Source organism: Georgenia sp. SUBG003 (assembly GCF_000715355.2).
GTDB lineage: Bacteria > Actinomycetota > Actinomycetes > Actinomycetales > Actinomycetaceae > Georgenia.
On the sequence record NZ_CP180204.1, the window covers coordinates 503783 to 516742 of the forward strand.

Consider the following 12960-nt stretch of genomic DNA (forward strand, 5'->3'; position numbering starts at 1 on the left):
GCCGACGGCGCCGTCAGCTCGCTTCTTCGACCAGGGGCACGTAGCGGGCCAGGAACAGGGGCCAGCCCCCGTCAGTGCCGACGCCGGCGGCCACGGACTCCCGCCCGGTGCCGTGCCGGTCGAGGTGGCGGTGCTCGAGCAGGACACGGGTGCGGCCCGGCGTGTCCGCGGTGAGCCGGACCTCGACCTCGCTCGTGCGCGCCAGGTCCGTCTCGACCTCCAACGTCGGCCCGCTGTCCCAGCTGAAGACCACTCGTGTGGGCGGTTCGCAGGCGAGGATGCAGGCCCATCGGCACTCGCTGCCGTCGACGCCGCGGTCAAGGATGTGCCCGCCTACGAACGGCTCGAAGACGGTCTCGGCGATCGGTACCGCCAAGGTCGTCGCCACCCAGCGGGTCTGGGCAGAGCCGGGCTTCGGCGTCGTCCGGTTCGACAAGGTCCTGGCCGCGCTGCCCGACTGCTTCGACGGCGACCTGTTCGTGGACATCGAGAGGCCCAGCATTCATTCCCTCCGTCTACGTAGGCCTACCGGCAGGCCTACGAGTGGTCCGGTCACGTGCTCGAGCCCTACCTCGCCCGCCTCCAGGCCCAGCCCCTGCGTTGACGGCCGCACGAACCGGAGGCGCCGACGCCGACCACGCGAGATCGTCCGGCCGGCGGCCGCCGGCCCGCTAGGTTTCGTCCATGGACGACGACGACCTGGGCGTGCCGGTCTGGGAGGCGCCACCCGTCGGTGTGCTGCCCGGCGTCGCGCCGACCGCGGTGATCATGGGTCGCAATCCGGAGACGCTCGTCGCCCTCACCTGCCTGCGCTGCTACCCGGACGGTGTCGAGATGCTCCTGACCGTCCGAACACGCCACCGCGCGGACGCCCTCGACCGGGCGGTCAACATCGACAACCCCGGCCGTCTCGACTGGTCCGTCCGCCATGCCGACGGGTCCGTCGCAAGGCCCGACTACCTCTCGGTCGGTCGGCCGCCCGGTCCCACGATCGTCCCGCTCGCCGGGTACGGCACCGACACCACGCTGGACCTCGGCTTCTGGCTGTGGCCCCTGCCGGCTGAGGGGCCCCTCACCGTCGAGTGCGCCTGGCCGGACCGTGACCTCAGTATGGTCACGACGACCGTGGACGTCGGGCCGCTCCGTGAGGCCGCGTCCCGTGCCGTCGCCGCCTGGAGGGAGTGACGCCGCGAGCCCGCCGGCGGCGGCCCGCCGGACGGCGGGCTGGACGAGGACGGCCCGGATCCGCTGAGCCGCGGCCGGCCGGGACCAGGTGCTGTGGCGGACGTCATCCATAAATACCTGGGGACGTCGACCGTTACGGGGATAGCGTTGCGGCGTCTCGCCCCGTGGGACGAAGGTCCCCGGCGCGACATCCCCCGACGACGCTCCCGCGTAGGAGAACTGTGACCGCCGCAGCCCAGACGACCCCCGACCAGCGCACGACCCCCGACGACCGCGCCCCCATCGTCCTCGACCGCCGCACGGTCTGGCTGATCTTCGCCGCGCTCATGGCGAGCATGTTCCTGTCCTCGCTGGACCAGTCGATCATCAGCACCGCGATGCCGACCGTCGTCGGCGAGCTCGACGGCGTCGAGCACCAGGGCTGGCTGATCACCATCTACATCCTCGCCGTCGCCGTCGCCATGCCGATGTACGGCAAGGCCGGAGACAGCTGGGGCCGGCGCTGGCCCTTCCTCGTCGCCGTCACGCTCTTCACCGCGGCCTCGGCCGGGGCCGGGTTCGCGGGCAGCTTCACGGAGCTGGTGGCGTGGCGCGGCATCCAGGGTCTCGGCGGCGGCGGCCTGATGATCCTGTCCCAGGCGATCGTCGCGGACATCGTGCCCGCCCGGGAGCGCGGGAAGTACATGGGGCCGATGGGTGCGCTGTTCGGCATCGCCGCGGTCGCCGGGCCGCTGCTCGGCGGCTGGTTCACCGACTCCCACGACTGGCGCTGGGCGTTCTGGATCAACATCCCGGTCGGCGTGCTGGCGCTCGCGGTCGCCTGGGTGACCCTCAAGCTGCCGAGCCACCGCTCCGAGCAGCGCGTGGACGTCTTGGGCGCCATGCTCATGACGCTCGCCACCTCGGGCCTCGTCGTCGTCGCCAGCTGGGAGAGCCTCGTCGGGGAGTACGACCTCGGCGACGGCCGGCTCGTCGGCCTCGTGGTCGGCACCGTCGTGGCCTGGGTCGCGTTCGTCGCGGTCGAGCTGCGCGCGGAGAACCCGATCCTGCCGCTGCGGCTGTTCCGCAACTCCGTCTTCACCCTGTCCACCGTGATCGGCCTGGTCATCGGCATGGGCATGTTCGCGGCGCTGGGCTTCCTGCCCACGTTCCTGCAGATGGCCACCGGCGTGGGCGTGACCCAGTCCGGCTTTCTGATGATCCCGATGATGGTCGGCATCATGGCCACGTCCATCGCCTCCGGCGTCGCCATCACCAAGACCGGGAAGTACCGGCTCTACACGATCTCCGGGATGGGCATCGCCACCGCGACCCTGGTGTGGATGACCACCATCACCGCCGAGATCTCCATGCTGCAGTACTCGGCGATGGTCTTCGTGCTCGGCGCCGGCCTCGGCCTGGTGATGCAGACGATCGTGCTGGCGGTCCAGAACGCCGTCGACCCGCACGAGCTCGGCACCGCTACCAGTGCGAACAACTACTTCCGCGAGATCGGCGCCGCCCTCGGGACCGCGCTGTTCAGCTCGATCTTCACCTCGCGGCTCGTCGACAACCTCGAGGACGTCTTTGCCGGTGTCCCGCAGACCGGGGCGACCGCCGCGCCGTCGTCGCTCACGCCCGAGGCGGTGCAGACGCTGCCCGAGCCGCTGAAGGACGGTGTGGTCGACGCCTACGCCGAGGCCCTCGCCCCGGCGTTCTGGTACCTCGTGCCGCTCCTGGCGCTGGGCTTCGTCCTGACCTTCTTCGTGCGGGAGATCGCCCTGTCGAACGTTGCCGGGATGGTCGCCCGCGGGGAGGCCGTCACCGCGGCGTCGGTCGGCGGCCCGTCGGTCGCGGGCACGACGGCGGACGCGGGGACGACGACGGACGTCAGCTCCGACGTCGTGGCCGACTCCGAGGCCGCCACCGCCCCGTCCGGGGACGACGGGGAGCTCGCCCAGGCGCCGTCGGCGCGCTGACAGCTGCGGACCAGCGCCAGGGGTAGGCCACGGTCGGGCCACCGGTGCGGACGGGGACGGGGACGGGCACCGGGAGGCGGGCGGCCAGCCCGGGCAGCCAGCGCTGCTCGTGCTCGACGAGGACGGCGGCCTGACGCCGTCGGGGGGACGCGCACGGCGAGGTCCTCCCCCAGCCGCCACAGCGCGTTGTCCCAGCCGTTGGCGACGAGCCGCAGGGGCAGCGCGGCGAGGTCGGCGTGCTGCCCGGCCAGGAGGTGGCGGACGAGCGCCTCGTCCACGTCGACCTCGGCCGTCGGCATCCGCGCCATGGGCCTCCTCCGGTCAGGTGGGCGAGGAGTCTGGCACACCTCGCCAGAAGGCGTCCACGCGCGCGTTGAACAGGTCGGGGACCTCCTGGAACGGCTGATGGGCCTCCCCCGGCAGAAGTTCGAAGGATGCTGCGGGGATGGCCTCGGCGACGGCCCTTCCGTGGTCGGCGCGGACCATGATGTCGCTGCCTCCGGCCAGCACCAGCGTCGGCGCGGAGATGGCGGCCAGCCGGTCGGTGCTGTCGAACGTCACGAGGGCGTGGAGCTGCCGGAGGAACTGCTCGTCCGACTGCTTGTGCGGGAAGGCCATGACCTCCTCGACGAAGCGCGCGACCGTCCCGTCCGCGTGGGCGCGTGGCGTGTAGACCCAGACGTAGAACGCCTCGAGGAAGGTGCGCTCGTCCGGCGCGCCCGCGACGAACAGGCGCCAGGAGCCGAACACGGCACGGAGGTACGCGTCGGCGCGCGCCCACGTGCTCAGCAGGACGAGGCTGCGGACCACGTCCGGGTGCCGGATCGCGAGCTCCTGGGCGACGAGACTGCCCCCGGAGAACCCGGCGACGTGAGCGGCCGGGACGTCCAGCGCCCGGAGCACCTCGGCGGCGTCGTCGGCCATCGTGGCCATCGTCATGCCGTCGTCCAGGGGCCCGGACCGGCCGGCCCCGCGGTTGTCCGGCGCGATGAGGTGGTAGCGGTCCGCGAGGGCGTCGAGCTGGAGCTGCCAGGACTCGACCGTGTCCCCGAGGCCGCCGAGGAGCAGGACGGCGGGACCTTCCCCGTGGTGCTCGACCCAGATGTCTCCGATGCGTGTCATCACGTCTCCACGAGCGGCAGGACCACGGCGTCCGTCGCCCTCCAGGTTGAGCGGTGCCTGCTCCGAGGTCAACCCCCGGGATGTGCGGGCTCACACCACCGTCGGACGCGCCCGGCGGAGGGTCCCCGTACCGTGGTCTCCCGTGAACCCTGTGCTGCTGTCCGCCCAGACCGCCTCGGACGCCCCCCTGACCGGCATCGCCGCGTGGGCGGTGAGCGTCATGGAGACCCTCGGCGGCTTCGGCGCGGCGCTCCTCATCGGGCTGGAGAACCTCTTCCCGCCGCTGCCCAGCGAGGTGATCCTGCCCCTTGCCGGGTTCACCGCCTCACAGGGAAGCCTCGGCCTGATCGAGGTGATCGCGTGGTGCACCGGCGGCTCCGTCGTCGCGCCTGGGTGCTCTACGGCATCGGCGCGCTGCTCGGCCGCGAGCGCACCCGCGCCATCATGAACTGGCTGCCGCTGATCAAGATCGAGGACGTCGACAAGACCGAGGCGTGGTTCCACAAGCACGGCAAGGGCACCGTGTTCCTGGGCCGGATGATCCCGATCTTCCGGTCACTCATCTCGATCCCCGCCGGCGTCACCCGCATGCCGGTCTGGCTGTTCACGGTGCTCACGCTGGCGGGGTCGCTGATCTGGAACACCGTGCTCATCGTCGCCGGCTACGCCCTCGGCGAGAACTGGCACATCGTCGAGCAGTACGTCGGCGTCTTCTCCAAGATCGTCATCGTCGCCGTCATCCTCCTCCTCGCCTGGTTCGTCGTCTCCCGGGTGCGCGCCATGCGCGTGGAGCACCGCGCCGGGCAGGGTTCCACGCCGGCGGACGAGACCGACCCCGCCTGAGGCGGGCGAGGCCCGGCAGGCGTCTGCCGTCCGGGACCGGCGCCTCCCCCGCCGGCCGGGGCGTGGCCGCGGATCTCCTCGAAACTCTCCGCCCCCTGGTGTCGATTCCGAGCCCCCTCGCCCGTCATGCTGACGGAGGAACTTCCTCCCGGCCGCGGCGGCCGCACGACGAAGGAGCGGAACGATGACCGAGTACATGGTGCTGCTGCACGGTGACGAGCGGCGGTGGGCGGAGGCGGACGAGGCCACCCGACGCCGGGCGTACGACCTGCACGAGGAGTTCTCCCGGCTCGCGGCCGAGCGCGGCCACCGCATCACCGGAGGTGCGGAGCTGGACGTCGCCGCCAAGGCGACCGTCGTGCGCGGGACCCGGGACGGCGTGAGCATCAGCGAGGGCCCGTACGCCGAGACGGTGGAGCAGCTCGGCGGCTACTACCTCGTCGAGAGCGACGACCTGCCAGACCTGCTCCGGCTCCTCGGGATCATCTCCGACGGCGAGCCGGTGGAGGTCCGCCCGACGGTCACCGCGACGGAGGACCTGGGCGCCACCTATGCTCCCGCCGCGGGAGGCGCGGTCGCGCCGGAGCACGCCCCGCAGGAGGCTGCCGGATGAGGTCGGCAGCGCACCGCGGGCGGGGCGAGCTGGTCCGGTGGCTCCCCGCCCGGACGTGACCGAGGAGGTCCTCGAGCGAGCCTGGCTCGAGCACTGGGGCCGCCTGGTGGCCGTGCTGCTCGCACAGTTCCGCCGGATGGACCTCGTCGAGGACGCCGTGGCCGACGCCTTCGCGGAGGCGGCCCGCCGGTGGCCGACCGACGGCGCCCCCACCGACCCGGCCGCCTGGCTCCGCATCACGGCCCGGCGCCGGTGCCTCGACCGCCTGCGCACCGAGGCGGTCGCCGCGCGCAAGGCGCCGCTGCTCGCGATGGGCGAGGAGGTTCCCGTGGCCGGCCCCGACGACGAGGGGCACATCCCCGACGAACGCCTGCGTCTGATCTTCACGTGCTGCCACCCTTCCCTCGCGCCGGACGTCCGGGCGGCGCTCACGCTCCGGTTCGTCCTCGGTGTGCCGACCCGGGAGATCGCCCGGCTGCTCCTCGTCCCGGAGGCCACCATGGCGGCCCGCCTGACCCGGGCGAAGAAGAAGATCGTCGGCGCCCGCGTCCCGTTCGCCGTGCCGGCCCCGGACCGGCTGGACGAACGGCTCGACGTCGTCGCCGCCGTCCTCTACCTGGTCTTCACGGCGGGGTACGCGCCCGGGGAGGGACCGGACGCGGTGCGGGTCGCTCTCGCCGGGGAGGCGGTCCGGCTGGGCCGGCTGCTGGACGAGCTGCTGCCCGGGCGGCCCGTGGTCCGGGCCCTGCTCGCGCTGATGGTGCTCCAGCACGCCCGCCGCGACGCCCGCACGGACGACGGCGGACGCTGGTGGTCCTGCCCGAACAGGACCGCCGGCGCTGGCACGGCAACGAGATCCGGGCGGGGCTCCGGCTGCTGGCGAGCGTTCCGCCGTCGTCCGGCCGCGCGGAGGAGTACCGGCTGCAGGCGCTCGTCGCTGCGGAGCACGCGCGGGCGGCGCGGGTGTCGGACACCGACTGGGAGTCGATCGCCCGCACCTACGCCGACCTCGAGGCGCTCACCGGCTCTCCGGTGGTGAGACTCAACCGGGCGGTCGCCGTGGCGGAGGCGGAGGGCCCGGCGGCAGGGCTCGCACTGCTCGACGGCCTCGAGGACGCTCTGCCCGCGAACCACCGGGTGGCTCTGGTGCGGGGCGAGCTGCTGCTGCGGCTGGGACGGGCGGGGGAGGCGGTCAGGGCGCTGGACGATGCCGCCGCCCGGTGCGCCAACGACGCCGAGCGGCGGCACATCGTCGCCCGGCGGGACGCCGCGAGCGCCACGTCCGAGCGGGACGCGGAGAGCACGTAGGAGCGGGACGCCGCCACTCCCCCAGGGTTTCCGGCGCCGCATGTGAGATCTGGCGCCTTTCGCCGTCGGCCCTCCCCTCACCGCGGACGGCTTGCCTACCCTGGCCTGTCGCCATTCCGCGCAGCGCGCTCGCGCGCCCGACCCACGGGGGACCGAAGCCCATGCCGCAGACCGACCCGACGTTCCTGTCGCTCGTCCCGCCGCTGCTCGCGATCCTCATGGTGGTCCTCACCAAGAAGGTGCTGCTCAGCCTCGGCGTCGGGGTGGTCAGCGCGGCGCTGGTGGTCGCGGGCGGGAACCCGCTCGCCGCCGCGCGGCTGGTGTGGCAGGCGTTCGCCGGGATCGTCTGGTCCGACGGCGCCCCGAACACCTCCAACCTCTACATCGTGCTGTTCCTGCTGATGCTCGGCGTCATCGCGGCGTTCATCATGATGTCCGGCGGCAGCCGCGCCTTCGGCCGGTGGGCGGCGGAGCGGGTCGGCAGCCGGCGCGGGTCTCAGCTGCTCGCCGCGGTGCTCGGCGTCGTGATCTTCATCGACGACTACTTCAACGCGCTCGCCGTCGGGCAGATCGCCAAGCCGCTCACGGACCGGCACCGGGTCTCGCGGGCGAAGCTGAGCTACATCATCGACTCCACGTCCGCCCCGGTGTGCGTGGTCGCCCCGTTCTCCAGCTGGGGCGCGAGCATCATCGGGATCATGGCGCCGATCGTCGCCGCCGCCGGGCTGGTGGACGTGACGGCCTTCGAGGCCTTCCTCGCGACCATCCCCATGAACTACTACGCCTGGGCCGCCCTCGCGCTGGTGCTCGCGACCGTCCTGCTGCGCGTCGACCTCGGCCCCATGCGCAAGGAGGAGCTGCGCACGCTCACCGACGGCGCGCCGTACGCCCCCGGGAAGAAGGTGGCGGGCGAGCTGGCCAAGGAGCTGCCGGAGCACCGGCCGGGCTCGATCAGCGCCCTGGTGCTGCCGTTCCTCGCGCTCGTCGTCGGCGTGGTGGGCGCGATCGTGTGGACGGGGCACACCGAGTCCGGCTCCTGGAACCTCATGGACATCTTCGCCGCCACGCTGGTGACCGAGTCGCTGGTGGCCGGCGGACTGCTCGGCCTCGTCGTCACGCTGGCGCTGTACCTCAAGGACACGCGCCGCAACGAGCGGTTCGGGTTCGGCACGTTCCGCGACGGCTGGACCCAGGGCATGCGCTCGATGCTCCCCGCGATCTACATCCTCGTGCTCGCCTGGATGCTGGTGGGCCTCATCGACCAGCTCGGCACCGGACGGTACCTCGCGGACCTCGTACAGGCGACGTCCCTCGCCCCGCACTGGCTCGTGCCCATCATGTTCGTCGTCGCCGGCGCCATGGCGTTCGCGACCGGAACCTCGTGGGGCTCGTTCGGCATCCTGCTGCCCATCGCGGGCCAGGTCATGACCGGCGTCGACGAACCCGCGCTCGTCGTCCCGGCGCTCGCGGCGGTGCTCGCCGGCTCGGTGTTCGGCGACCACTGCTCACCGATCTCGGACACGACGATCCTGTCCTCCACCGGGGCGGGCGCGAACCACATCGACCACGTGATGACGCAGCTGCCCTACGCGCTGCTCGGTGCCGGCGCCTCCCTGGCGGGCTACGTGACGCTGGCGCTGACGTCGAGCGCCTGGGGCGGGCTGGCGGTGACCATGCTCGTGCTCGCCGGCGTCCTGGCCTGGGCGCGGAGCCGCCGTCGCCCCGCCGAGGAGGAGGTGCCGGCGTACGAGGTCGCGGCCGTCTGAGGGCCTACGCGGTCGGCGCCAGCTGGTCCAGCCGGCGCAGGATGACGCCCTCGCGCAGCGCCCAGGGGCAGATCTCGAGCTCGTCGATCCCGAGCGACTTCATCGCCCGCTGCGCCACGATCGCCCCGCCGACGATCTGGTACGTGCGCTCGGGGGTGATCCCCGGCAGCTCCATGCGCTGCTCGGCGGGGATCTTGGCGAGCCGGGGCGTCCAGTCGGCCAGGTCGGCGAGCCGCATCCGCCGTCGTTCCTCCGGGCCGACGACGGCGACCTGCTGGCCCGCCAGGCGCGCGAGGGAGCGGAAGGTCTTCGACGTCGCCACCACGTGGTCCGGCGCCGGCAGCTTCGCGAGGTCCTTCGCGACCGCGGCGAGCACCTTCTTGGCGTAGCTCTTGGCCTCGCGGACCTCATGCTCCGTGGGCGGGTCGGAGCGCAGGAACTGGCGGGTGAGGCGGCCGGCCCCGAGCGGGACCGACACCGCGTAGTCCGGCCGCTCGTCGAGGCCGGTGGCGATCTCGAGGGAGCCGCCGCCGATGTCGAGGAGGAGCAGCCGTCCTGCCGCCCACCCGTGCCAGCGCCTGGCGGCGAGGAAGGTCAGCTCCGCCTCCTCCCGGCCGCTGAGGACCTGCAGCTCCACCCCGGCCAGGTCCGAGAGGTGGGCGAGGACCTCCGGGCCGTTGGCCGCCTCGCGGATCGCGGAGGTGGCGATCCCGACCACCTCGTCGACCCCGAACCTGCCGGCGGCCTTCACGGCCTTCCCGACGGCGGCCCCCAGGGTCGCGACGCCCTCCTCGGTGATGGCGCCGTCGTCGTCGAGGTAGCGCATGAGCCGCACGGTGCTGCCCTCGTCGGCGGCGGGATCGGGCCGGGCGTCGGGCACGGCGTCGACGACGAGGAGGTGGACGGTGTTCGAGCCGATGTCCAGGACGCCCAGTCGCATGGCGCCTACGGTACGGCGCCGGGACGGGAACGCCCTGGCGAGGTGTCCCGGCGTCCGGAGTCGGTCCGGCTCCCGGAGCGGTTCCGCCCCCCGGCGGTGGCAGCACCTATTGTCGTGGTGAGCACCACACCCGACCGGAGACCTCATGGCCACCATCCTGCAGAAGGCGATCACCCCACAGATGTCCGCCGCGTACCTCGAGCGCGGCCTCGACCGGGTCGCCGGCTACGTGGTGCCGGCGGCGGACGCCGCCTCCGTGACCTCGACGGCCGGGCTCTTCGAGCTCCACGGGCTGGGCTTCGCCGGCACCCCGTTCTCGCCCGACGCCCCCATCGACGTCCTCCACCTGCCGGTCTCCCCGACCGCGGTGGTCCTCCCTGCGACGGGCGGGCAGGACGAGGAGGACCGTCGCCGGACCGGTGGTCACTTCCTCGAGCGGCCGCCGTTCGCCGGCACCGGCTTCACCAGCACGGGCGATATCGTGGTCCCCCTCTCCTGGGTGGAGCACACCCGCCTGACGCCGGGCGCCCGGCTGTGGCGGTTCACGCCGGGCGCGGACGAGCCGGAGCTGGTCGGCACCTACCACGGCGTGGCGTTCGGGTGGCAGAACCACCTCGACGGCGACAGCTTCCACGCGATCCTGCCCTCGAAGTACGTGGGCCACGTGGCGAAGATCGACGTCGGCACGTTCGCGGCGGACGTCACCACCGACGAGTCCGGCAACCCGACGGTGCTGACCCTCGTGAGCCCCTCACCGGACGCCGAGCAGCAGGGGTTCACCCGGACCGAGGCGGGCATGTTCGCGCGCAAGATCCCCGCCGCGGAGGCCACCGAGCTCTTCGAGATCCACGCCAGCGCCCGCTGGCACGGCATTCCCGTGCGCATCGTCGACCAGGGACCGAACAAGGAGGGCGAGCAGTTCTGCCGCATCGCCTCCCTGGCCCACGACGCCGACGTCGCCGAGCGCCTCCACATGGACAAGCTCGACCCCCGGCGTGTACGAGACGACCGTGGCGCTGTCCGCCCTGACCGACGTGGTCTACGCGCAGCGGGTGCCGCGCGGGTGGGCACGTGAGGGGCAGCTCGAGAAGATGAGGTCGCAGGAGTCCGCCACGACGACGGCGCCCGCCCGCCGGGCGTCGGGGGGGGTCCCGACCGTGGGCCGGCCGGTGGTCTCCGCCGGTGCGGCGGGCGCGGACGCCGCGGCCAACCCGTTGGGCAGGCACGCCGCGCACCTGCAGCGGATCGCCCAGGGACTGGTCTCCGTGGCCCCGACGGGCTGGACCCGGGCGCGGGTGCTGTGCCGGATGGTCGGCACCCGCGGTGAGCTGCTCGCCGCCGCGACCGACGAGGACGGCAAGGAGACCGGGCTGCCGGGGCTGCCGAACGACGTCGGCAGGGCCCTCGCGGAGATGCGGCAGTCCAGCTTCCAGCCCGGCAAGGGCACGTGGTTCGCCGCTCTGGTCACGCTCGAGCCGAGCGGGAAGCTGAGCCTGAACCTCGACTACACGCACGAGCAGAAGTGGTCCAAGCCGCTCGAGCCGGGCCAGTACGCCGCCGACCTGCGCCGCTACCCGCGCGACGACGAGCACACCCCTGAATGGCTGCGCGAGCGGCTGGCGGAGGACGCGGCGTCCGGCGAAGGCGACCGTTCGGGGGAGTGACCCACCGGCGGCGTGACCCGCGCCGCACCAGCACAGGGACCAAGGTCACGTCGACAGCCATACCCCCTGGGGGTACGGTTTCCCGTGGGCGTCGGCCACCGGGCCGGCGCACAGTGACGGGAGGGCGCCATGGCCGGCTACAGCGGCACCAAGGACGACTACGCCCGGCGGCTGCGTCGCATCGAGGGCCAGGTCCGCGGCATCGCGCGCATGGTCGACGAGGACACGTACTGCATCGACGTGCTCACCCAGATCTCCGCGGTCACCAAGGCGCTGCAGGCGGTCGGCATCGGCCTGGTCGAGGACCACCTCGGCCACTGCGTCGTCGAGGCGGCCAGGTCCTCCGACGAGGAGGGCCAGGAGAAGGTCGCGGAGGCCAGCGCGGCCATCGCCCGACTCGTCCGATCCTGACCGGCCTGCCGAACGAACTTGAGGAGAACCCCATGAGCACCACCGAGATCGACCGCACCACCGTCGTCGACGTCCAGGGCATGACGTGCGGCCACTGCGTGCAGCACGTGACCAACGAGCTCGAGGCCCTGCCGGCCGTCAAGAACGTCTCCGTCCAGCTCAACGCCGGCGGCGTCTCCCCCGTCACGGTCGTCTCCGACGTCGTGCTCGAGGACGACGCGATCCGGGCGGCCGTGGACGAGGCCGGCTACGCCGTGACCGGTATTCGCCGCGACGCCTGAGACACCCGCTTCCTGGCGCGTCCCCGACGACGCACCGCGCACCGCGCTCCTGCGGCTGCTCGGCCCCCCACAACCCGCAGGCGCCGCCGGCGCCCACCCGTGACGGCCCCGGCCGGCGACAGGCCGGCCGGGCGCCGTCGACCGACGACCGAGCAGGCTTCCACGTTCGTCGACGCGCTGCCGGCGGCGCTCGCCGCGGCACGGCCGGCGGTGTCGGCGTGAGCAGCGCCGAGGGGGTCGGCACGCCGGCTGTCGCGTCCCCGGCCGAGGCGGGCTCCGCCGTCGCCCCGACCAAGGCGGCGCGGCACGCGATGATCGCCCAGATCCTCACCCGCCACGCGGTGCGGTCCCAGTCGGAGCTCCGCGACGCGCTCGCGGCACGGGGCGTGCAGACGACACAGGCCACGCTGTCCCGCGACCTCGACGAGCTGCGTGCCCAGAAGGTCCGGGGCCAGGGCGGCGAGCAGGTCTACGCGCTGCCGCTCGAGGGCGGGTCCCGCTCACCCGTCGTGGCGGAGGACGCCGAGCAGATCGCCGCCCGGCTGCAGCGCTGGTGCGCAGAGGTGCTCGTCAGCGCCGACACCACCGCGAACCAGGTGGTGCTGCGCACGCCGCCGGGCGCGGCCCAGCTGCTGGCGTCCGCGATCGACCACTCCGTGCTGCCCGGCGTCCTCGGCTGCATCGCCGGGGACGACACCGTCCTGGTGATCGTCCGCGACACCGCCGGCGCCCAGGCCCTCACCGCACGGCTCCTCGACCTCGCCACCCGCGGGCGAAGCCGGCCCGGAACCGGACCGGGCTACCCAGACCAGACCTGACCGGCGGGGCCCGGCCCCGCACCACCACAGGCGCTTTCCCCGCGCCGCACG

General features: G+C 73.3%; 17 protein-coding genes. 14 read left to right on the forward strand and 3 right to left on the reverse strand.

All coding sequences use genetic code 11. From position 1 onward, the window contains the following. Nucleotides 1-13: 13 nt before the first annotated feature. Nucleotides 14-502 carry an SRPBCC domain-containing protein gene (locus DA06_RS02300; RefSeq protein WP_418606791.1) on the reverse strand — a complete coding sequence of 163 codons (489 nt, stop codon included), beginning with the start codon at nucleotides 500-502 and terminating at the stop codon, nucleotides 14-16. A gap of 182 nt (nucleotides 503-684) precedes the next feature. On the opposite strand from DA06_RS02300, the gene DA06_RS02305 reads away from it, so the two are divergent. Together DA06_RS02305 and DA06_RS02310 are read left to right on the forward strand one after the other, a co-directional pair. Next, nucleotides 685-1185: a hypothetical protein gene (locus DA06_RS02305; protein ID WP_043496986.1), complete on the forward strand. Its 501-nt coding sequence runs from the start codon at nucleotides 685-687 to the stop codon at nucleotides 1183-1185. A gap of 221 nt (nucleotides 1186-1406) precedes the next feature. Next, on the forward strand, nucleotides 1407-3143 hold the full coding sequence (locus tag DA06_RS02310) for a DHA2 family efflux MFS transporter permease subunit (protein WP_052436267.1): 1737 nt from the start codon (nucleotides 1407-1409) through the stop codon (nucleotides 3141-3143). 321 nt (nucleotides 3144-3464) lie between these two features. Here DA06_RS02310 and DA06_RS02315 read toward each other — a convergent pair whose 3' ends face one another. Further along, nucleotides 3465-4265 carry an alpha/beta fold hydrolase gene (locus DA06_RS02315; protein ID WP_043496997.1) on the reverse strand — a complete coding sequence of 267 codons (801 nt, stop codon included), beginning with the start codon at nucleotides 4263-4265 and terminating at the stop codon, nucleotides 3465-3467. 142 nt (nucleotides 4266-4407) lie between these two features. Here DA06_RS02315 and DA06_RS02320 point away from each other — a divergent pair, with 142 nt between their 5' ends. The 6 genes from DA06_RS02320 to DA06_RS02345 all read left to right on the forward strand — a co-directional run bounded on the left by DA06_RS02320 (nucleotide 4408) and on the right by DA06_RS02345 (nucleotide 8795). Further along, entirely contained in the window at nucleotides 4408-4713 is a 306-nt protein-coding gene (locus DA06_RS02320; RefSeq protein WP_418606792.1) for a DedA family protein, read from the forward strand. Beyond that, complete coding sequence (locus DA06_RS02325; RefSeq protein WP_418606793.1) at nucleotides 4629-5108, forward strand: DedA family protein; 480 nt, start codon at nucleotides 4629-4631, stop codon at nucleotides 5106-5108. The genes DA06_RS02320 and DA06_RS02325 overlap by 85 nt, the downstream gene beginning before the upstream one ends. A gap of 184 nt (nucleotides 5109-5292) precedes the next feature. Next, complete coding sequence (locus DA06_RS02330) at nucleotides 5293-5721, forward strand: YciI family protein (protein WP_418606794.1); 429 nt, start codon at nucleotides 5293-5295, stop codon at nucleotides 5719-5721. 37 nt (nucleotides 5722-5758) lie between these two features. Continuing rightward, a complete protein-coding gene (locus DA06_RS02335) occupies nucleotides 5759-6760 on the forward strand; it encodes an RNA polymerase sigma factor (protein WP_418606795.1) in 1002 nt (333 codons plus the stop codon). Further along, nucleotides 6757-7029, forward strand: coding sequence for a hypothetical protein (locus DA06_RS02340; protein WP_418606796.1), 273 nt, complete (start codon nucleotides 6757-6759; stop codon nucleotides 7027-7029). The genes DA06_RS02335 and DA06_RS02340 overlap by 4 nt, the downstream gene beginning before the upstream one ends. A gap of 161 nt (nucleotides 7030-7190) precedes the next feature. Beyond that, nucleotides 7191-8795: a Na+/H+ antiporter NhaC family protein gene (locus DA06_RS02345; protein WP_043496999.1), complete on the forward strand. Its 1605-nt coding sequence runs from the start codon at nucleotides 7191-7193 to the stop codon at nucleotides 8793-8795. Between the two features lie 4 nt (nucleotides 8796-8799). Here the strand turns inward: DA06_RS02345 and DA06_RS02350 are convergent, their stop codons facing one another. After that, complete coding sequence (locus DA06_RS02350; RefSeq protein ID WP_043497001.1) at nucleotides 8800-9735, reverse strand: Ppx/GppA phosphatase family protein; 936 nt, start codon at nucleotides 9733-9735, stop codon at nucleotides 8800-8802. 145 nt (nucleotides 9736-9880) lie between these two features. Between DA06_RS02350 and DA06_RS02355 the strand changes: the two genes are divergently transcribed. From DA06_RS02355 to DA06_RS02380, 6 genes are all read left to right on the forward strand, one after another. Continuing rightward, a complete protein-coding gene (locus DA06_RS02355) occupies nucleotides 9881-10810 on the forward strand; it encodes a hypothetical protein (RefSeq protein ID WP_043497002.1) in 930 nt (309 codons plus the stop codon). After that, nucleotides 10746-11399, forward strand: a complete 654-nt coding sequence (locus tag DA06_RS02360; RefSeq protein ID WP_418606797.1) for a hypothetical protein — start codon at nucleotides 10746-10748, stop codon at nucleotides 11397-11399. The genes DA06_RS02355 and DA06_RS02360 overlap by 65 nt, the downstream gene beginning before the upstream one ends. Before the next feature lie 129 nt (nucleotides 11400-11528). Further along, nucleotides 11529-11810, forward strand: coding sequence for a metal-sensitive transcriptional regulator (locus DA06_RS02365; protein WP_043497005.1), 282 nt, complete (start codon nucleotides 11529-11531; stop codon nucleotides 11808-11810). 32 nt (nucleotides 11811-11842) lie between these two features. After that, on the forward strand, nucleotides 11843-12091 hold the full coding sequence (locus DA06_RS02370; protein ID WP_043497007.1) for a heavy-metal-associated domain-containing protein: 249 nt from the start codon (nucleotides 11843-11845) through the stop codon (nucleotides 12089-12091). 99 nt (nucleotides 12092-12190) lie between these two features. Then, complete coding sequence (locus DA06_RS02375) at nucleotides 12191-12313, forward strand: hypothetical protein (RefSeq protein WP_418606798.1); 123 nt, start codon at nucleotides 12191-12193, stop codon at nucleotides 12311-12313. Then, nucleotides 12310-12909, forward strand: coding sequence for an arginine repressor (locus DA06_RS02380; protein ID WP_418606799.1), 600 nt, complete (start codon nucleotides 12310-12312; stop codon nucleotides 12907-12909). The genes DA06_RS02375 and DA06_RS02380 overlap by 4 nt, the downstream gene beginning before the upstream one ends. The last annotated feature ends 51 nt before the right edge of the window (nucleotides 12910-12960 follow it).

What these genes read in the sequence shown, in the direction of transcription:
- DA06_RS02300 (WP_418606791.1), bottom strand. Translation starts at nt 502, where the DNA reads ATGCTGGGCCTCTCGATGTCCACGAACAGGTCGCCGTCGAAGCAGTCG.
- DA06_RS02305 (WP_043496986.1), top strand. Translation starts at nt 685, where the DNA reads ATGGACGACGACGACCTGGGCGTGCCGGTCTGGGAGGCGCCACCCGTC.
- DA06_RS02315 (WP_043496997.1), bottom strand. Translation starts at nt 4,265, where the DNA reads ATGACACGCATCGGAGACATCTGGGTCGAGCACCACGGGGAAGGTCCC.
- DA06_RS02330 (WP_418606794.1), top strand. Translation starts at nt 5,293, where the DNA reads ATGACCGAGTACATGGTGCTGCTGCACGGTGACGAGCGGCGGTGGGCG.
- DA06_RS02345 (WP_043496999.1), top strand. Translation starts at nt 7,191, where the DNA reads ATGCCGCAGACCGACCCGACGTTCCTGTCGCTCGTCCCGCCGCTGCTC.
- DA06_RS02350 (WP_043497001.1), bottom strand. Translation starts at nt 9,735, where the DNA reads ATGCGACTGGGCGTCCTGGACATCGGCTCGAACACCGTCCACCTCCTC.
- DA06_RS02355 (WP_043497002.1), top strand. Translation starts at nt 9,881, where the DNA reads ATGGCCACCATCCTGCAGAAGGCGATCACCCCACAGATGTCCGCCGCG.
- DA06_RS02365 (WP_043497005.1), top strand. Translation starts at nt 11,529, where the DNA reads ATGGCCGGCTACAGCGGCACCAAGGACGACTACGCCCGGCGGCTGCGT.
- DA06_RS02370 (WP_043497007.1), top strand. Translation starts at nt 11,843, where the DNA reads ATGAGCACCACCGAGATCGACCGCACCACCGTCGTCGACGTCCAGGGC.